Below are 18,512 nucleotides of genomic sequence, written 5' to 3' on the forward strand. Positions count from 1 at the left end.
GCGCGCGGCCCCGGGTCAGGCGGCGAGGGCCGCGAACGCGCGGCGCGCGGCCGCGAGCGTCGCGTCGATCACCGCGTCGTCGTGCGTGCTCGACACGAAGCCGGCTTCGTACGCGGACGGCGCGAAGTACACGCCCTCGTCGAGCATCAGGTGGAAGAAGCGGTTGAAGCGCGCGACGTCGCTCTTCGTGACTTCCGCGAAGCTGGTCGGCACGCGCTCGGCGAAGTACAGGCCGAACATCGCGCCGATCGAGTCGGCCGCGAACGGCACGCCGGCCGCGCGCGCTTCCGCCGCGAGGCCGTCGGCGAGCCGCTTCGTCTGCGCGGTGAGCGCGTCGTAGAAGCCGGGTGCCTGGATCAGTTGCAGCGTCTTCAGGCCCGCGGCGACCGCGATCGGGTTGCCCGACAGCGTGCCGGCCTGGTAGACGCCGCCGAGCGGCGCGAGGTGGGCCATGATGTCGCGGCGGCCGCCGAACGCGGCGGCCGGCATCCCGCCGCCGATCACCTTGCCGAGGCAGGTGAGGTCGGCCGCGATGCCGTAGTACGCCTGCGCGCCGCCGAGCGCGACGCGGAATCCGCACATCACCTCGTCGAAGATCAGCACGGCGCCGTGCTTCGTGCACAGCGCGCGCAGCGCGTTCAGGAATTCGGGCGTGCCGCGCACGAGGTTCATGTTGCCGGCGACCGGCTCGACGATCACCGCGGCGATCTCGTCGCCGAACGCGCCGAAGGCTTCTTCCAGCGCGGCGACGTTGTTGTATTCGAGGACGGTCGTGTGTTTCGCGATGTCGGCGGGCACGCCGGCCGACGTCGGGTTGCCGAACGTCAGCAGGCCCGAGCCGGCCTTGACCAGCAGGCTGTCCGCGTGGCCGTGGTAGCAGCCTTCGAACTTGACGATGCGGCTGCGGCCCGTGAAGCCGCGCGCGAGACGCAGCGCGCTCATCGTCGCCTCGGTGCCGCTCGACACCATCCGCACCTGCTCGATCGACGGCACGAGCTTGCAGATTTCCTCCGCGATCTCGATCTCGGCTTCGGTCGGCGCGCCGAACGAGAAGCCGTCGGCGAGTACGTTCTGCACGGCCGACAGCACTTCCGGATGGACGTGGCCGACGATCATCGGGCCCCACGAGCCGATGTAGTCGATGTACTGCTTGCCGTCGGCGTCCCAGAAATACGGGCCTTGCGCGCGCGCGACGAAGCGCGGCGTGCCGCCGACCGAACGGAAGGCGCGCACCGGCGAGTTGACGCCGCCGGGAATGGTCTTCTGGGCGCGTTCGAAGAGGATCTGATTGTTGGACATGGGCGAAACCTGCGAGAGAAGGGCGCGGAGGCCTGTGCACGGGCCGCGGCGCCTGGGCGGAACGATCGTCCGATTGTACCGGAGACACGCGCGGCAGGCCCGCGGGCCGGTCTGCGGCCTTTCGGCGCGCGGGGAATCAGTCGGGCGAAAAAGGCGCGCGGGATTCGACCCGGTTTTCGGCTATCGCGGCGGCTTGCGCTTGCCGGTCAACTCGGCCCAGCGCTTTTCGAGCGGACCTTCGACCATCGGCTTGATCGACGTGCCGGACGTCTGTGCATCCCAGGTCTGTACCGAATACGGGTGAACGCGCAGCGCGTCGCGCGCGATCACGACGTCCTGGTGCGCATCGACCAGCCAGTCGTACACGAAGTCGATGCACAGCCGGTAGCCGCGCTTCGTCGACGGATCGGGCACCTCGTACGGCGCGCGCGTCACGTAGCCGGAGCCGAATACACCCTTGGGCTCCTTCGCGACGCGGTGCAGGAACACGCGGTCGCCCGGCAGGATGCCGCGCGCGAAGCCGCAACCCCACACGTCATGCACGGCCTCGCCGGCCTTCACGCGCGCGGCGACGTCGGGCAACTCGGGCCACGGCCATTTCTTGGGGCTCCAGATCAGCAGGAAAGCGGTCATCGGTTCGGTCGTACGTCGAATGGGTCAGACAAGAGAAACGAGCAGCAGCAAGCTTAATCGAATCCGCTCGCGCGTTCGTCCGGCAAACGGCAGGCGTGGGCGTCGCCGCGCCCGCCGCCGGACGCGGCCCGAGGCAGGCAAAAAAGTTGCGCGTACAATCATGGGCCTGAACGCGCCACTTGCGGCGCGGCTTCCCGTCTTCACCGCCACGCGCGCCCCGATGCGCGCGGGCTCCCATTCCGGATACCCATGTCCCACGTCGTCCGGCGCCGGCCCGATGCCCGGCTGATCCTGTTGCTCGGCGCGCTCGCGGCCTGCGGGCCGATCGCCACCGACATGTACCTGCCGAGCCTGCCGTCGATCGCCGGCAGCTTCTCCGTGAGCCCCGGCGCCGCGCAGCGCACGCTGACCAGTTTCATGGCGGGCTTCTCGATCGGCATGCTGCTGTACGGCCCGCTGTCCGACACGTGGGGCCGCCGTCCCGTGCTGCTCGGCGGGATCGCGCTGTTCACGCTCGCGAGCATCGGCTGCTTCGTGTCGGGTTCGATCGACATGCTGATCGTCGTGCGCTTTCTGCAGGCGCTCGGCGCCGGTGCCGCGTCGGTGCTCGCGCGGGCGATCGCGCGTGACGCGCACGAGCCGAGCGACGCGGCGAAGGTGTTGTCGATGGTCGCGATCGTCACCGCGGTCGGGCCGCTGCTCGCGCCGCTGATCGGCGGCCAGATCCTGCGCTTCTCCGGCTGGCGCGGCGTGTTCGTCGTGCTGGCCGTGTTCGGCGCGATCTGCGCGACGACCGCGTACTTGCGCGTGCCCGAAACCTGGCCGAAGGAGCGGCGCAAGAGCGCGGCCGTGCTCGCGTCGTTCGCGTCGTACGGGCGCATCCTGTCCGACCCCGTCGCATGGGGGCACATGCTGTGCGGCGGGATGGCGTTCGCGTCGATGTTCTCGTACATCACCGCGACGCCGTTCGTGTACATCGAGTATTTCCACGTGTCGCCGCAGCACTACGGGCTGCTGTTCGGCCTGAACGTCGTCGGGATCATGATCGGCAACTTCGCGAATACGCGCCTCGTCGGCCGCATCGGTTCGCTGCGCATCATCGCGGCCGCGTCGCTCGTGAGCTGCATCGCGTCGCTCGCGGTCGCGCTCGTCGCGCTGACGGGGTGGGGCGGGCTGTGGTCGATCGTCGTGTGCCTGTTCTTCGTCGTCGGCGTGGTCGGGATCCTGTCCGCGAACTGCACGACCGACCTGATGCACCGCTATCCGCACAACGCGGGCGCGTCGGCGGCCGTGTTCGGCGCGATGCAGCTCGCGCTCGGCGCGCTGGCGAGCGTCGCGATCGGCGCGCTCGCGGACGGCACGCCGTTCGCGATGGGCGTGACGATCGGCGTCTGCGGCGTGCTGTGCTTCGCCGGGCGCTATCTCGTGCTGCGCTGGCACGGCCGGCCGGTGAAAGCGGGCGCCTGAGCCGCATCGCCCGGCGGGCCGCACGATGAAAAACGCCACCGCGCGCGATGCGCCGGTGGCGTTGTTCGTCGGGACGCGTGAAGCGGCGGACGCCGCGCGATGCGTCAGTCCCGCGCGACGTCCTTCGCCGCCGGCGACGCGCCGTGGCTCAGCCAGTCGAGCACGTCGGCCGTTTCGTCGTCGCTGGCGCGCGCCTTCGCCTGGGCAACGGCCTCGGGCAGCTCGCCGTTCGTCGACGCGCGACGGATCGCGACGCCGACCGCGAGGATGTCGATCATCAGCAGATGCAGGATCCGCGAGATCATCGACAACTGCGACTCGCGCATCTCGATGTGGTCGGTCTCGAGCGCGACGGTCGCGCGCTTCGCGAGCGGCGTGTTGCTCGACGTGATCGCGATCACCTTCGCGCCGGCCTGCATCGCGACGTCGAGCACGCGCAGCAGCTCGGGCGCGCGGCCCGACTTCGACACCGCGACGATCACGTCGCCCTTGCCGAGCAGCGCGGCCGACGCGGCCTGCATGTACAGGTCGCCGTACGCGATCGTCGGAATCCCGAAGCGGAAGAACTTGTAGTGCGCGTCCTGCGCGACGATGTTCGAGTTGCCGAGCCCGTAGAACTCGATGCGCCGCGCGCCGTTCAGGATCTCGATCGCGTTCTCGACGTGCTCGAAATTCAGGTGCTCGCGCAGTTGCAGGATCGCGGACACCGTGTTGTCGAGCACCTTCGCGCCGAAGTCGGTGGCCGTGTCGCCGAGATGCACCTGGCTGTGGCTCATCGGGATCGTGCCGGTGAGCCCGGTGGCGAGCTTCAGCTTGAAGTCCGACAGCCCCTGGCAGCCGAGCGAGCGGCAGAAGCGGATCACGGTCGGCTGGCTCACGTCGGCCTTGCGCGCGATGTCGACGATCGGATCGTTGATGATCGAGCGCGGATGGTTCAGCGCGAGATCGGCCACGCGGCGCTCGGCCGGCGTCAGCGCGTCGCGCATCTGGCGGATCCGCTCGAACACGGCCGACGACGCGCCGCCGGAGCGGTTCGACAACTGCTCCGCGAGAATCGCCGACACGCCGAGGAACGCCGGGTATTCGGCGGTGATCAGGTAGGTCGGGATGTTCTCGAGATAGTGCGTGAAGCGGCCCTTCGCCTCGAAGCGCGCGCGGAACGACGAGCGCGTGAACAGCTCGCCCAGCTTCAGCGCGACGCCGCCGCCGATGTACACGCCGCCGAGCGCGCCGAGCGTCAGCGCGACGCTGCCCGCGAACGCGCCGAGAATTCCGCAGAAGCATTCGACCGTCTCGAGCGCGAGCGCGTCGCCCGCATGCGCGCGCTCGACGATCTCGACCGTGTCGACGGTCGCGGCGACACGTTTCTTGTCGCGCGCGGCGAGCGCGCGATAGATGATCTCCATGCCGGGGCCCGCGCACACGCGTTCGAACGACACGTGCGGAAACTTCTTGCGCGCGTACTGCAGCACCAGATCCTCGCGCTCGTCCTGCGGCGCGAACGATGCGTGGCCGCCTTCGCTGCCGAGCGCGATCCAGCGGTCGTCGGCCGGAATCAGCCCCGACACGCCGAGCCCCGTGCCCGGCCCGAGCAGGCCGATCACGCTGTTCTGGCGCCGCGTGCCGCCGCCGATCTGCACGCGCTGCGCGTCGGTCAGGCCCGGCAGCGCCATCGCGAGCGCGGTGAAGTCGTTGACGACCAGCAGCGTGTCGAAGCCGAGCGCGCGGCGCGTCGCCTCGATCGAGAAGCTCCAGTCGTGGTTGGTCATCGTGACCTGGTCGCCGTCGACCGGATTGGCGATCGCGATCGCCGCGTGGTTCACGCGGCTGATCTTCACGTCCTTCAGGTATTTGCGGATCGCGTCGGTGAGCGTCGGATAGTCGGCGCCGGGATAGACGCGGATCTGCGTGATCTCGCCGGGGCCGGTTTCCAGCGCGAAGCGCGCGTTGGTGCCGCCGACGTCCGCGAGCAGGCGCGGGCCGTCGGCATGCTGACCCGCGACGACCGCCTTACTTTGCGCACCAGTAGACATCGAGCTGGGTCCCCTTGTCGTTGGCCAGTTGGGAAATCGCGTTCTTCTGCAGCGACGCGGCCGCGGCGTCGAGCACGTCGCGTTTGCGGGCGCCCGCGATCAGCAGGAACAGCCGGTCGACGCGCTTGAGCGTATCGAGCGAAAAGCTCACGCGGGCATGCGGCGCCGCGCCCGGATGCACGGCGACGAAGCGCTCGGGCGTCGTGATCGCGTGGTCCCATTCGGGTGCGTCGGCGAAGATCGACGCGGTGTGGCCGTCCTCGCCCATGCCGAGCACGGCGACGGTCGGCACGCGGTAGTCGGGGTTCGCGTTCAACGCGGCGACGTGCGCGTCGAGCGTGCTGCGCGTGTCGACGAGCGGCAGGAAGCGGGCAGGGGCCGCCGCGTGCTGCAGCAGCGTGTCGCGCACGAGTTGCGCATTGCTGGCCGCGTCGTCGTCCGGCACCCAGCGGTCGTCGACCAGCGTGACGTCGACGCCGGCCCAGTCGAGCGCCGCATGCGACAGCGTGTGCAGGAACGGGCGCGGGCTGGTGCCGCCGGACACCGCGAGCGTCGGGCGCGCGGGGCCGGCGAGCGCCGCGCGCAGCGCGTCGCCGACGGCGCGCGCGAGCGCTTCGCTTTGCGCTTCCTGGGTGTCGAAAGCGTGGATCTCGATCACATCTCCTCCGGACTGCTTTGTCTGTTCAAATCGTACGAATCGTGGGGCACGTTGCCGCGTACGGTGGCGTACGCGGCAACGGTCTGCATCAGTTTTCTTCTTCGAGCCAGCAGGTGTCGTGCTGCGCGAGCATCGCGCTCGACGCGGCCGGCCCCCACGTGCCCGCCGCGTAGGGCTTCGGCGGCTTCAGCGTGCGCGCCCATTCGTTCAGGATCGGCTCGACCCACTGCCATGCGGCCTCCTGTTCGTCGCGCCGCACGAACAGGGCGAGCCGGCCGTTGATCACGTCGAGCAGCAGGCGCTGGTACGCCTCCATCTGCCCTTCCTTGAAGAACTGGTCGAACGCGAGGTCGAGGTGCACGCTCGCGAGGTTCATCCCTTCGCCCGGCTGCTTCGCGAGGCAGTACAGGCGGATCGTTTCGTTCGGCTGCAGCCGGATCACGAGACGGTTCGAACCGGGGCGCAGCGCGGTCGGGCCGAGCGCCGAATGCGGCACCGGGCGGAAGTTGACGACGATCTCCGCGACGCGGTCGGCCAGACGCTTGCCGGTGCGCAGGAAGAACGGCACGCCGGCCCAGCGCCAGTTCTCGATCTCGACCTTCAGCGCGACGAAGGTTTCGGTCTGGCTGTCGGGCTTCACGCCCGGCTCGGTCGCGTAGGCCGGCACCTGCGCGCCCTTGATCACGCCCGCATGATACTGGCCGCGCACCGCGACCTTGCCGATGTCGCGCGGATCGACCGGCTTCAGCGCGCGCAGCACGCGCAGCTTCTCGTCACGCACCGAGTCGGAATCCATCGAGTGCGGCGGCTCCATCGCGACGATCGACAGCAGCTGCAGCAGGTGGTTCTGCACCATGTCGCGCAGCGCGCCCGTATTGTCGTAGAAATCGCCGCGCGCCTCGACGCCGAGCTCTTCCGCGATCGTGATCTGGATGCTCTCGACCCATTCGCGGCGCCACAGTGGCTCGAACAGCGCGTTGCCGAAGCGCAGCGCGAGCAGGTTCTGTACCGGCTCCTTGCCGAGGTAGTGGTCGATCCGGTAGATCTGGCCTTCCGCGAAGATCTCGCCGACCGCGTCGTTGATCGCGTTCGACGACTTCAGGTCGTAGCCGAGCGGTTTCTCGAGCACGATGCGCGAGCCTTCGTTCAGGCCGACCGACGCGAGCGCCTTGCAGATCGGCACGAACAGCGACGGGCCGGTCGCGAGATAGAACACGCGGATGCCGGGCAGCGATGCGATCGCGTCGCGCAGCACGACGTAGTCCTCCGCACGGCCGAGATCGAGCTTCACGTATTCGATGCGCTCGAGAAACGACTTCCATGCCGCGTCGTCGAACGCGTTGCCGGCCGCCTTCGCCGCATGCGGCTTCACGTGCGTATCGACCCATTCGAGATAGCCTGCCCGATCCGATTCGTGCCGCGCGACGGCCACGATCCGGCCGCCGTCCGCCAGCATGTTCGCGCGGTGCGCTTCGAACAGCGCGGGCAGGATCTTGCGCATCGACAAATCGCCGGTGCCGCCGAAAAGTACGAAGGTAAAGCTGGAATCGGTATGCATGTGTCTCCGCCGTGTTGGGGGTGCTGGGAAGCGATCCGTAGTGCGATAAAAATATTTTTGACACTGAATTGTAGTTTAACTACAATCCGCCGCAAGGGGTAGCACCTGGGTGAAGAAAAAAAGAAGTGCGGTCGATGAACTGCGCGAGCTTCGCCTTCGGGAACGCCTTGTGCCGAATGGTATCGGACATTGACGGAGCGCATCATCGCGCGCCGTCGCCCCCGGGCTCGCGCCGCGGCATCGCGGTGGGCCAGAAACACAAAGAGGAGACACGCCGTTGAATCTCGATTCACGCTTTCTGTAAGAGCCCGGCCGGTCATCGGCCCCGTACGCTGCATGCGTCCCGCGGCTCGATTTCCCCGTCGTTTATCAAGAAGCCGGTTCCCCGTCGGGGAACCTCACGAGTTGATTCAGTCTGGAGGAGATAAGTAATGAAAGTTCGCTCGATCATGGGCGCGCTCTGCGCCGCGGGTCTGATGGCTGGCGCCGTGGCGGCGCAGGCAGCCGAGAACGTAACCGTGCTGCACTGGTGGACCTCGGGCGGCGAGTCGAAGGCCGTCGGCGTGCTGAAGGACGACCTGCAGAAGCAGGGCTACGTGTGGAAGGACTTCGCGGTCGCGGGCGGCGCCGGCGCCGCGGCGATGACCGCGCTGAAGACCAAGGTGATCAGCGGCGATTCCCCGTCGGCCGCGCAGATCAAGGGCCCGCTGATCCAGGACTGGGCCGACCAGGGCGTGCTCGTCAACATCGATTCGGCCGCCGGCGACTGGAAGCAGAACCTGCCGCCGGAAATCGACAAGATCATCAAGTACAAGGGCCATACGGTCGCCGCGCCGTTCTCGGTGCACCGCGTCAACTGGCTGTACATCAACAAGGCCGCGCTCGACAAGGTCGGCGCGAAGGTGCCGACCACCTGGCCCGAATTCTTCGCGGTGGCCGACAAGCTGAAGGCCGCGGGCATCCAGCCGGTCGCGATGGGCGGCCAGCCGTGGCAGGACCTGACGCTGTGGGAAGACGTCGTGCTGTCGCAGGGCCCGGCGTTCTACAAGAAGGCGCTGGTCGACCTCGACCAGGCGACGCTGACGTCGCCGCAGATGCTGTCGGTGTTCGACACGGTGCGCAAGATCCAGGGCTACTTCGACACCGGCCGCAACGGCCGCGACTGGAACCTCGCGACCGCGATGGTCATCAACGGCAAGGCCGGCATGCAGTTCATGGGCGACTGGGCGAAGGGCGAATTCGAGAACGCCGGCAAGAAGGCGGGCAAGGACTACGTCTGCGCGCCGGTGCCGGGCACCGCGAATTCGTACACGTTCAACGTCGATTCGTTCGTGTTCTTCCAGCAGAAGGGCGAGAAGAACGCGACGCCGGGCCAGCTCGCGCTCGCGAAGACGATCATGACGCCGGACTTCCAGGAGCAGTTCAGCCTGCTGAAGGGCTCGGTGCCGGTGCGTCTCGGCGTGAAGATGGACAAGTTCGACGACTGCGCGAAGAAGTCGTATGCCGACGAGCAGACCGCGATCAAGTCGGGCGGCTTCGTGCCGTCGCTCGCGCACGGCATGGCGCAAGGCGACGCGACCGCCGGCGCGATCACCGACGTCGTGACGAAGTTCATGAACTCGCAGCAGGATTCGAAGAGCGCGGTCGCCGCGCTCGCGAAGGCCGCGAAGGTCAAGTAACGCGCGCCAGGCGCCCGGCCGGACACGCTTCATCGGCCGGGCGTTTTTGCATGTGTAGCAAACGGGCTCGCCCGCGGGTCCGTGCCGTACCCGGCGCCGGCCCGGCCTGCGCCGCCCTCGTTCCAGGAGTCGAATCAAGTGGCTGCCCCTCTTAGCGGAAACGGATCCGGCGCTGCCGCCGCACGGCGTACGTCGCCGATGTCGGCCTTCGCCGATCGCTGGATCCCGAAGCTCGTGCTCGCGCCGAGCGTCGCGATCGCCGTGGTGTTCATCTACGGCTTCATCCTGATTACCGGCTATCTGTCGCTGACCCGCTCGCGGCTGTTGCCCAACTACGAATTCGACGGCTTCGGCCGTTACACGGACCTGTTCCAAAACGACGTGTGGTGGACCTCCGCCGCGAACCTCGGCTGGTTCGGGATTCCGTTCATCGCGATCTGCGTCGGCCTCGGGCTGTTCCTCGCGATCCTGCTCGACCAGCGGATCCGCAACGAAGGCGCGCTGCGCGCGATCTTCCTGTACCCGATGGCGCTGTCGTTCATCGTCACCGGCACCGCGTGGCAGTGGATCCTGAACCCGGGCCTCGGCCTCGAGAAGGTGATGCACGACTGGGGCTGGACGAGCTTCTCGTTCGGCTGGCTCGACGATCCGGACAAGGCGATCTTCTGCGTGGTGATCGCGGCCGTGTGGCAGTCGACCGGCTTCGTGATGGCGCTGTTCCTCGCGGGGCTGCGCGGCGTCGACGGCGAGATCTTCAAGGCCGCGCAGGTCGACGGCGCGACGCTGCCCACCATCTACCGCAAGATCGTGATCCCGAGCATGCGCCCGGTGTTCTTCTCGGTGCTGCTGATCCTCTGCCACATCACGATCAAGACCTTCGACCTCGTCGTCGCGCTGACCGCGGGCGGCCCGGGCACGTCGTCGTCGCTGCCGGCCATGTTCATGTACACGTTTTCGTTCAACCGCGGCCAGCTCGGGCTCGGCGCGGCGTCCTCGGTGATGATGCTCGCGACCGTGGTCGCGGTGCTGGTGCCGCTGATGTATATGGAATCGAGGAGCACCCGCAATGCAGCCTAAGATGACGATCAGCCGGGCAGTGATCTATGCGGCACTGATCCTGTTCGCGCTGTATTTCCTGTTCCCGATCTACGTGATGCTGTCGACGTCGTTCAAGGACCTCGACCAGCTGCGCACCGGCAACCTGCTGACGCCGCCCACCACGTGGACCGTCGAGCCGTGGGTGAAGGCCTGGAGCGGCGCCTGTACCGGCGTGCGCTGCGACGGGATGAAGCCGTTCTTCCTGAACTCGCTGCAGATGGTGATCCCGGCCGTGCTGATCTCGTCGCTGATCGGCGCGTTCAACGGCTACGTGCTCACGCACTGGCGCTTTCGCGGCGCGGACGCGCTGTTCACGATGATGCTGGTCGGCTGCTTCATTCCGTTCCAGGTGATCCTGCTGCCGATGGCGCGCCTGCAGGGGATGCTCGGCCTCGCCAACACGATTCCGGGCCTCGTGTTCGTGCACGTCGTGTACGGGATCGCGTTCACGACGATGTTCTTCCGCAACTTCTACGTGAGCGTGCCGGCCGAACTCGTGAAGGCCGCGCGCATCGACGGCGCGGGCTTCTTCACGATCTTCACGAAGATCCTGCTGCCGGTGTCGCTGCCGATCTTCATGGTGTGCCTGATCTGGCAATTCACGCAGATCTGGAACGACTTCCTGTTCGGGATCGTGTTCTCCGGCGTCGATTCGATGCCGATCACGGTCGCGCTGAACAACCTCGTCAACACGTCGACGGGCGTGAAGGAATACAACGTCGACATGGCCGGCGCGATCATCGCCGCGCTGCCGACGCTGCTCGTCTACATCGTCGCCGGCCGCTACTTCGTGCGCGGGCTGACGGCAGGCGCGGTGAAGGGGTAAGCGCGGCTTCATCCGATACGACGAACCGGCCGCGCAGGACGCGCGGCGCATCGAAACGAACCCGACGCGGCGCCCGAGCGCGCCGCGCGAGACGAGACAGAGGATTCACAGCATGGCAAGCCTTTCCATCCGTGACGTGTACAAGACCTACCCGAACGGGGTGCCGGTCCTGAAGGGTGTCGACATCGAGATCGAGGACGGACAGTTCCTGATCCTGGTCGGCGGCTCGGGCTGCGGGAAATCGACGCTGCTCAACATGATCGCCGGGCTCGAGACCGTCACGAGCGGCGAGATCTGCATCGACGGCAAGGTCGTCAACGACCTGTCGCCGAAGGATCGCGACATCGCGATGGTGTTCCAGTCGTACGCGCTGTATCCGTCGATGACGGTGCGCGAGAACATTTCGTTCGGGCTGAACATCCGCAAGGTGCCGAAGAGCGAGCAGCAGCAGATCGTCGACCGCGTGTCGGCGATGCTGCAGATCCAGCACCTGCTCGACCGCAAGCCGGGCCAGCTGTCGGGCGGCCAGCGGCAGCGCGTCGCGATGGGCCGCGCGCTCGCGCGCGATCCGTCGCTCTTCCTGTTCGACGAACCGCTGTCGAACCTCGACGCGAAGCTGCGCATCGAGATGCGCGCGGAAATCAAGCTGCTGCACCAGCGTCTCGGCACGACGATCGTCTACGTGACGCACGACCAGATCGAGGCGATGACGCTCGGCGACCGGATCGCGGTGATGAAGGACGGCGTGGTCCAGCAGTTCGGCGCGCCGCAGGAGATCTACGATTCGCCGTCGAACCTGTTCGTCGCGGGCTTCATCGGCGCGCCGCCGATGAACTTCATCAACGGCAAGCTGGTCGAGCAGGGCGGCGGAATCGCGCTCGAGATCGACACGGGCCTCGCGCGCAGCGCGCTGATCCTGCCGTTCGACGCGGCGAAGCTGAAGTCGCACGTTGGCCGCGAGGTGATCCTGGGCCTGCGTCCGGAACGCATCACCGACGCACGCAACGCGCACAACGGCGAGGCATCGAACCTGCAGCCGATCGACGTGCGCGTCGACGTGACCGAGCCGACCGGGCCGGACACGCACGTGTTCGCGCAGGTGAACGGCAAGCGGATCGTGAGCCGCGTGCATCCGGCCGCGAACCCGCAGCCGGGGCAGACGCAGTCGCTGCTGTTCGACGTGTCGAAGGCCGTGCTGTTCGATCCGGCATCGGAAGAGCGGATCGCGTGACGCGGCGCTTGCGTTGAACGAAACAGAAAGGGGCCGTATCGAACGGCCCCTTTTTTCGTTTCGGCGCTGCGGCTGACGCGTCCGCGGACGCGTCGGTCAATGCGGCAACCGCACGTCGAACTTGAACGTCGCGAGCCGCGCGACGAGGATGAAGCCGGTCGCGAGCAGCACGCTGTACACCGAGTCGAACTGCAGCCACACGAGCAGCAGGTAGAACCAGCAGCCGACGAACGCGCAGGTCGCGTACGGCCGCGAATCGCGCAGGATCAGCGGAATGTCGTTGCACAGCACGTCGCGGACGATCCCGCCGACCACACCGGTAATCACGCCCATCATCACCGCGATGAAGCGCGGCATCTCGGCGTCGAGCGCGATCGCCGTGCCCGAGATGCTGAAGATGCCGAGCCCGATCGCATCGGCGATCAGCAGCAGCCGTTCGGCCGACAGCCGCGACAGCATGCGCAGCACGAACGGCGCGAACAGCGCGAGCACGAAGATCGCGATCACGTAGTCGTCGTGCACGACCCAGTAGAACGGCCGGCGCTCGAGCAGGATGTCGCGCAGCGTGCCGCCGCCGAACGCGGTCGCGAGCGCGACGACGAACGTGCCGACCGAATCGAGACGGTTCTTGCGCGCCTCGATGAACCCCGAAATCGCGAAGGCCAGCGTGGCGATCGCCTCCAGTACCGCGATCGCGAGCGTCAGCCTAGGATGCGGCACGCGGCCCCCGGTCGGCCGGCGCCGCGTGCGGCTGCAGCAGCACGAGCACCGCGCCCGCGCCGCCGTCGTGGCCGCGCGCCTCGCAGAATGCGATTACTTCTTCCTTCTGCACGAGCCATGCGCGCACCTTGCCCTTCAGCACGGGTTCCTTGCCGATCGAGCCGAGCCCCTTGCCATGGATCACGCGCAGGCAGCGCAGCCCTTTCTTGCCGGCTTCGCGGATGAATTCGGCGAGCGCATCGCGCGCCTCGTCGCGCCGCATCCCGTGCAGATCGATCTGCGCCTGCACGATCCACGCACCGCTTCTCAGCTTGCGCACGACGTCGCGGCTGATGCCGGGGCGGTGGTAATACAGCGAGTCGTCGCTGTCGAGCAGTGTCTCGGGATCGAATTCGTCGGACAGCGTCGCGTTCAGCACGGCTTCCTCGTCGCGCTGCGTCTGTTTCGGCACCGGGTCGGGCGGCATGCGGCCGGACGACGCGCGCGGCGGCGCGTTCAGCGGCCGGATCGCGCCGATTTCGTTGCGGAACAGGTTCGCGTCGGCTTCCGCCTTGCGCTCGGCCTGCGCGGCTTCGATGCGCGCGCGTTCGCGACGATCGGCTTCGCCTTGCAGCGACTTGCGCAACGCGCCGAGGCCCGCGAGGCCCTGGCCGCGCAACGCGGCCGCATCGAGGGCGGGCGGCGGGGCCTCGGGCGCCGGGGTCACGGGACGGGCAGCGATCTTCCGCTTCGCGGGATCGCTCGGATGGGGCTGGTTCTTCGCCATGATTCGATAACAGGGCAGGCGCGTTTGGGCGCGCGGGCACAAAAAAGCCGCTGCGCGGCGGCAGCGGCTTTCCGGTCGAGCCCGCTTCGCGGCAGCGGACGCCATTGTAGCGCCCGCCGCGAAAAGGCTTCCGGCTTACTTCTTGTCGTGCAGGCTTTCGAGGTAGCGCTGCGCGTCGAGCGCGGCCATGCAGCCCGTGCCCGCGCTGGTGATCGCCTGGCGGTACACGTTGTCCTGCACGTCGCCCGCGGCGAACACGCCCGGCACGCTCGTCGACGTCGCATTGCCCTGCAGGCCGCTCTTCGTCAGGATGTAGCCGTCCTTCATCTCCAGCTGGCCCTGGAACAGGTCGGTGTTCGGCTTGTGGCCGATCGCGACGAACACGCCCTGCACCTGCAGGTCTTCCGTCGCGCCGGTCTTCACGTTCTTGATGCGCAGGCCCGTGACGCCCGACTCCTCGCCCGTCACCTCGTCGAGCACGTGATCCCACTTGATGTCGACGACGCCTTCCTTTTGCTTCTCCAGCAGGCGGTCGATCAGGATCGGCTCCGCGCGGAACTTGTCGCGGCGGTGGATCACGGTGACCTTCTTCGCGATGCCGGTGAGGTAAAGCGCTTCCTCGACGGCCGTATTGCCGCCGCCGATCACCGCGACTTCCTGGTTGCGATAGAAGAAGCCGTCGCAGGTCGCGCAGGCCGACACGCCCTTGCCCATGAACGCTTCCTCGGACGGCAGGCCGAGATACTGGGCGGACGCGCCGGTCGCGATGATCAGCGAATCGCACGTGTACTCGCCCGAGTCGCCGATCAGGCGGATCGGCTTTTCGTGCAGTTTCGCGGTGTGGATGTGGTCGAAGACGATTTCGGTGTTGAAGCGCTCGGCGTGCTCCTGGAAGCGCGCCATCAACTCCGGACCCTGCACGCCTTTCGCGTCGGCCGGCCAGTTTTCGACGTCGGTCGTGGTCATCAGCTGGCCGCCCTGCGCGATGCCGGTGATCAGCACCGGGGACAGGTTGGCGCGTGCCGCGTAGACGGCAGCCGTGTAGCCGGCGGGGCCGGAACCGAGAATCAGGACTTTGGCGTGTTTGGGCGTGGACATGTGCGAATCCGTAAAAGGCGGCCGCGGCGGGCGGGGTGGGGCTCGCCGTACGATCCGGGATTGACCGGGATGCCGTCATAGATGGGTATCAGACGCGCATTATAAAGGCCCCGTTGCTGCGCTGCCGAACGAGAGTTTCAATCGTGCCGATAGCGTTTCGCGGCGCCTCGCCCATACGGGGCCGCGGGCCGGACGGCAGGCGGCCGGGGTGGCGGCGCGTTGCCGCACGCGCGGACATCCGGCCGGCTTGCGGCCGTCGGCGGCGCCGGTTCGGCGCTCCGTCCCCGTGATGTAACCGTCATTTACACTTGGCGGCGCGGTGCAGCGTTTACAATAAGCGCGATCGAACGACAGGCGGGCGCACGGCCCGTCCTCTTTATACGGATTCATGGCAAAAGCTCCTTATTCCGCCCAGGCACAGGCGTTGCCGCACCGGATGTCGAAGCTCCTCACGGAGATCCGCTGGATTCTCCAGGTCGCGCTCTGCGCCTTTCTGGTGATGGCCCTGCTGAGCTACAGCCGGCGCGATCCGAGCTGGACGCACGCCGCCCAGGTCGATCACATCTCGAACTGGGCCGGCCGCGTCGGCGCGTGGACGGCCGACATCATCCTGCTGCTGTTCGGCCTGTCGGCCTACTGGCTGATCGTGCCGCTCGGGCGGCGCATCGCCGTCAACTACCGCCGCATCACGCGCCACGAGGCGATTCCCGACGAACCGGAGCGGCCGATCGGCTGGCTCACCGAAATCTTTGCGTTCGTGCTGGTCGTGCTCGCGTGCGACGGCATCGAGGCGCTGCGCATGTGGTCGCTGAAGGTGCAGTTGCCGCGTGCGCCGGGCGGCGTCGTCGGCGAAGCCGTCGCGGGCGCGATGTCGCATGCGTTCGGCTTCACGGGCGGCACGCTGTTGCTGCTGATCGCGCTCGCGATCGGCCTGTCGCTGTATTTCCGCTTCTCGTGGCTGTCGGTCGCCGAGCGCGTCGGCGGGGCGATCCTGTCCGCCGTCAACGTCGCGAAGCTGCGCCGCGAGGCCGAGCGCGACCGCAAGCTCGGCGAGGCCGCGGCGGTGCGCCGCGAAGGCAAGGTCGAAGAGGAGCGCGTGCGCATCGAGGATCACGAGCCGGTGACGATCGTGCCGCCGGTCGTCACGCCGGCGAAGTCGGAGCGCGTCGAGCGCGAGCGCCAGGTGCCGCTGTTTACCGACCTGCCGGGCGATTCGACGCTGCCGCCGGTGTCGCTGCTCGACCCCGCGCCGAAGACGCAGGAAGCGATTTCCGCCGATACGCTCGAATTCACGTCGCGCCTGATCGAGAAGAAGCTGAAGGACTTCGGCGTCGAGGCGAGCGTCGTCGCCGCGTATCCGGGCCCGGTCGTCACGCGCTACGAGATCGAGCCGGCCACCGGCGTGAAGGGCAGCCAGATCGTCAACCTCGCGAAGGATCTCGCGCGTTCGCTGTCGCTCGTGTCGATCCGCGTCGTCGAGACGATTCCCGGCAAGAACTACATGGCGCTCGAGCTGCCGAACCAGCGCCGCCAGACGGTGCACCTGTCCGAGATCATCGGCTCCGAGGTGTATGCGGCCGCGTCGTCGGCGCTGACGCTGAGCCTCGGCAAGGACATCGGCGGCAAGCCGGTGTGCGCGGATCTCGCGAAGATGCCGCACCTGCTGGTGGCCGGTACGACCGGCTCGGGCAAGTCGGTCGGGATCAACGCGATGATCCTGTCGCTGTTGTACAAGGCGACCGCCGAGCAGGTGCGCCTGATCCTGATCGATCCGAAGATGCTCGAAATGAGCGTCTACGAAGGCATTCCGCACCTGCTGTGCCCGGTCGTCACCGACATGCGCCAGGCCGGCCATGCGCTGAACTGGACCGTCGCGGAGATGGAGCGCCGCTACAAGCTGATGAGCAAGCTCGGCGTGCGCAACCTCGCGGGCTACAACAACAAGATCGACGACGCGGCGAAGCGCGAGGAGAAGATCCCGAACCCGTTCAGCCTGACGCCGGAAGATCCCGAGCCGCTCGGCCGCCTGCCGAACATCGTCGTCGTGATCGACGAGCTGGCCGACCTGATGATGGTCGTCGGCAAGAAGGTCGAGGAACTGATCGCGCGGATCGCGCAGAAGGCACGTGCGGCCGGCATCCACCTGATCCTCGCGACGCAGCGTCCGTCGGTCGACGTGATTACCGGCCTGATCAAGGCGAACGTGCCGACGCGGATCGCGTTCCAGGTGTCGTCGAAGATCGACTCGCGCACGATTCTCGACCAGATGGGCGCCGAATCGCTGCTCGGGATGGGCGACATGCTGTACCTGCCGCCGGGCACCGGGCTGCCGGTGCGCGTGCATGGCGCGTTCGTCGCCGACGACGAAGTGCATCGCGTCGTCGAGAAGCTCAAGGAGCAGGGCGAGCCGAACTACGTCGAGGGCCTGCTCGAAGGCGGCACCGCCGACGGCGACGAGGGCTCGGCTGGCGCGGGAACCGGCGAAGGCGGCGGCGAGTCTGATCCGCTGTACGACCAGGCGGTCGAGATCGTCATCAAGAACCGCCGCGCGTCGATCTCGCTCGTGCAGCGTCACCTGCGGATCGGCTACAACCGCGCGGCGCGGCTGCTCGAGCAGATGGAGCAGTCGGGGCTCGTGTCGGCGATGTCGTCGAGCGGCAACCGCGAAATTCTTGTGCCGGCGCGCGACGCGGAATGAGTCCGCGGCGCCCGCAGCGCCGGCCACCCAGGGAGAAAACCGCAATATGCAGCAACTTTCGTTCGTCCCTTCCCTTCGTTCGACGCGGCGCTGGCTCGGCGCGGCGCTCGCCGGCGCATCGCTGATGCTCGCGGCGACGCACGCGTTCGCGGGCGGCACCGAGCAACTGAAGGCCTTCGTGTCGCAGGTGCGTTCGGCGAAGGGCGATTTCACGCAGCAGATCGTCAAGGCGCCGGCCAAGGGCGCGAGCGCCGCGCAGGCCGCGCCGAAGCCCACCGACAATTCGAGCGGCACGTTCGTGTTCGCGCGTCCGGGCAAGTTCATCTGGACGTACCAGAAGCCGTACCAGCAGGTGCTGCAGGCCGACGGCGACAAGCTCTACGTGTACGACCGCGACCTGAACCAAGTCACCGAGCGCAAGCTGAACGGCGCGCTGGGCGCGAGCCCCGCCGCGATCCTGTTCGGCAGCAACGATCTCGACAAGAACTACACGCTGCGCGATGCCGGCGAGAAGGGCGGCATCGAGTGGCTCGAGATGCTGCCGAAGGCGCAGGACACGCAGTTCCAGCGGATCGGCATCGGCTTCCGCAACGGCACGCTCGCCGCGATGGAGCTGCACGACGTGTTCGGCAACGTCACGCTCTTGACCTTCACGAACATCCAGACGAACCCGGCGCTGAAGGGCGATACGTTCAAGTTCGTCGTGCCGAAGGGCGCGGACGTGATCAACGGCTGACCGGCGCCGCGC

The 18,512-nt window shown here is 67.6% G+C and carries 15 protein-coding genes; 7 read left to right on the forward strand and 8 right to left on the reverse strand.

Annotation, left to right across the window (positions count from 1 at the left end; all coding sequences use genetic code 11):
- Window positions 1–15: 15 nt before the first annotated feature.
- Together hemL and H0X90_RS13020 are read right to left on the reverse strand one after the other, a co-directional pair.
- A complete protein-coding gene (gene hemL / locus H0X90_RS13015; RefSeq protein ID WP_006496599.1) occupies window positions 16–1,299 on the reverse strand; it encodes a glutamate-1-semialdehyde 2,1-aminomutase in 1,284 nt (427 codons plus the stop codon).
- Between the two features lie 180 nt (window positions 1,300–1,479).
- The gene (locus H0X90_RS13020; protein WP_006484248.1) at window positions 1,480–1,932 is read right to left on the reverse strand and encodes a hypothetical protein; all 453 of its coding nucleotides are present in this window, start codon (window positions 1,930–1,932) and stop codon (window positions 1,480–1,482) included.
- A 249-nt stretch (window positions 1,933–2,181) separates the two neighbouring features.
- Between H0X90_RS13020 and H0X90_RS13025 the strand changes: the two genes are divergently transcribed.
- On the forward strand, window positions 2,182–3,399 hold the full coding sequence (locus H0X90_RS13025; RefSeq protein WP_006496598.1) for a Bcr/CflA family multidrug efflux MFS transporter: 1,218 nt from the start codon (window positions 2,182–2,184) through the stop codon (window positions 3,397–3,399).
- 104 nt (window positions 3,400–3,503) lie between these two features.
- Here H0X90_RS13025 and H0X90_RS13030 read toward each other — a convergent pair whose 3' ends face one another.
- From H0X90_RS13030 to zwf, 3 genes are all read right to left on the reverse strand, one after another.
- Window positions 3,504–5,432 (reverse strand): bifunctional transcriptional regulator/glucokinase, encoded by a 1,929-nt coding sequence (locus tag H0X90_RS13030; protein WP_006484254.1) that lies wholly within the window; start codon window positions 5,430–5,432, stop codon window positions 3,504–3,506.
- On the reverse strand, window positions 5,410–6,090 hold the full coding sequence (gene pgl, locus H0X90_RS13035; RefSeq protein ID WP_077190919.1) for a 6-phosphogluconolactonase: 681 nt from the start codon (window positions 6,088–6,090) through the stop codon (window positions 5,410–5,412). Before pgl ends, H0X90_RS13030 begins: the two co-directional genes overlap by 23 nt.
- An 88-nt stretch (window positions 6,091–6,178) precedes the next feature.
- Window positions 6,179–7,648 carry a glucose-6-phosphate dehydrogenase gene (gene zwf / locus H0X90_RS13040; protein WP_006491174.1) on the reverse strand — a complete coding sequence of 490 codons (1,470 nt, stop codon included), beginning with the start codon at window positions 7,646–7,648 and terminating at the stop codon, window positions 6,179–6,181.
- Window positions 7,649–8,079: 431 nt separating this feature from the next.
- Between zwf and H0X90_RS13045 the strand changes: the two genes are divergently transcribed.
- The 4 genes from H0X90_RS13045 (at window position 8,080) to H0X90_RS13060 (ending at window position 12,482) form a co-directional block, all read left to right on the forward strand.
- Entirely contained in the window at window positions 8,080–9,327 is a 1,248-nt protein-coding gene (locus H0X90_RS13045; protein WP_006491170.1) for an ABC transporter substrate-binding protein, read from the forward strand.
- Between the two features lie 138 nt (window positions 9,328–9,465).
- Entirely contained in the window at window positions 9,466–10,404 is a 939-nt protein-coding gene (locus tag H0X90_RS13050; protein WP_011544827.1) for a carbohydrate ABC transporter permease, read from the forward strand.
- The gene (locus tag H0X90_RS13055) at window positions 10,394–11,251 is read left to right on the forward strand and encodes a carbohydrate ABC transporter permease (RefSeq protein ID WP_006496594.1); all 858 of its coding nucleotides are present in this window, start codon (window positions 10,394–10,396) and stop codon (window positions 11,249–11,251) included. The genes H0X90_RS13050 and H0X90_RS13055 overlap by 11 nt, the downstream gene beginning before the upstream one ends.
- Before the next feature lie 112 nt (window positions 11,252–11,363).
- Window positions 11,364–12,482, forward strand: a complete 1,119-nt coding sequence (locus tag H0X90_RS13060) for an ABC transporter ATP-binding protein (protein WP_006496593.1) — start codon at window positions 11,364–11,366, stop codon at window positions 12,480–12,482.
- Between the two features lie 96 nt (window positions 12,483–12,578).
- Here H0X90_RS13060 and H0X90_RS13065 read toward each other — a convergent pair whose 3' ends face one another.
- From H0X90_RS13065 to trxB, 3 genes are all read right to left on the reverse strand, one after another.
- Entirely contained in the window at window positions 12,579–13,202 is a 624-nt protein-coding gene (locus tag H0X90_RS13065; protein WP_006491172.1) for a trimeric intracellular cation channel family protein, read from the reverse strand.
- Complete coding sequence (locus H0X90_RS13070) at window positions 13,189–13,968, reverse strand: Smr/MutS family protein (protein ID WP_006491169.1); 780 nt, start codon at window positions 13,966–13,968, stop codon at window positions 13,189–13,191. Before H0X90_RS13070 ends, H0X90_RS13065 begins: the two co-directional genes overlap by 14 nt.
- 135 nt (window positions 13,969–14,103) lie before the next feature.
- A complete protein-coding gene (trxB, locus tag H0X90_RS13075) occupies window positions 14,104–15,066 on the reverse strand; it encodes a thioredoxin-disulfide reductase (RefSeq protein ID WP_006491171.1) in 963 nt (320 codons plus the stop codon).
- 388 nt (window positions 15,067–15,454) lie between these two features.
- Here trxB and H0X90_RS13080 point away from each other — a divergent pair, with 388 nt between their 5' ends.
- Window positions 15,455–17,764, forward strand: coding sequence for a DNA translocase FtsK (locus tag H0X90_RS13080; RefSeq protein ID WP_006486612.1), 2,310 nt, complete (start codon window positions 15,455–15,457; stop codon window positions 17,762–17,764).
- Window positions 17,739–18,500 carry an outer membrane lipoprotein chaperone LolA gene (lolA, locus tag H0X90_RS13085; RefSeq protein WP_306172367.1) on the forward strand — a complete coding sequence of 254 codons (762 nt, stop codon included), beginning with the start codon at window positions 17,739–17,741 and terminating at the stop codon, window positions 18,498–18,500. The genes H0X90_RS13080 and lolA overlap by 26 nt, the downstream gene beginning before the upstream one ends.
- Window positions 18,501–18,512: the final 12 nt, after the last annotated feature.

It is taken from the genome of Burkholderia sp. 9775_39 (assembly GCF_015712225.1).
Lineage (GTDB): Bacteria > Pseudomonadota > Gammaproteobacteria > Burkholderiales > Burkholderiaceae > Burkholderia > Burkholderia cenocepacia.

Bases quoted from the DNA above. Each gene is read 5' to 3' on its own strand.
- hemL (WP_006496599.1), bottom strand. From the start codon at position 1,299: ATGTCCAACAATCAGATCCTCTTCGAACGCGCCCAGAAGACCATTCCC.
- H0X90_RS13020 (WP_006484248.1), bottom strand. From the start codon at position 1,932: ATGACCGCTTTCCTGCTGATCTGGAGCCCCAAGAAATGGCCGTGGCCC.
- H0X90_RS13025 (WP_006496598.1), top strand. From the start codon at position 2,182: ATGTCCCACGTCGTCCGGCGCCGGCCCGATGCCCGGCTGATCCTGTTG.
- H0X90_RS13030 (WP_006484254.1), bottom strand. From the start codon at position 5,432: ATGTCTACTGGTGCGCAAAGTAAGGCGGTCGTCGCGGGTCAGCATGCC.
- zwf (WP_006491174.1), bottom strand. From the start codon at position 7,648: ATGCATACCGATTCCAGCTTTACCTTCGTACTTTTCGGCGGCACCGGC.
- H0X90_RS13045 (WP_006491170.1), top strand. From the start codon at position 8,080: ATGAAAGTTCGCTCGATCATGGGCGCGCTCTGCGCCGCGGGTCTGATG.
- H0X90_RS13055 (WP_006496594.1), top strand. From the start codon at position 10,394: ATGCAGCCTAAGATGACGATCAGCCGGGCAGTGATCTATGCGGCACTG.
- H0X90_RS13060 (WP_006496593.1), top strand. From the start codon at position 11,364: ATGGCAAGCCTTTCCATCCGTGACGTGTACAAGACCTACCCGAACGGG.
- H0X90_RS13070 (WP_006491169.1), bottom strand. From the start codon at position 13,968: ATGGCGAAGAACCAGCCCCATCCGAGCGATCCCGCGAAGCGGAAGATC.
- trxB (WP_006491171.1), bottom strand. From the start codon at position 15,066: ATGTCCACGCCCAAACACGCCAAAGTCCTGATTCTCGGTTCCGGCCCC.
- H0X90_RS13080 (WP_006486612.1), top strand. From the start codon at position 15,455: ATGGCAAAAGCTCCTTATTCCGCCCAGGCACAGGCGTTGCCGCACCGG.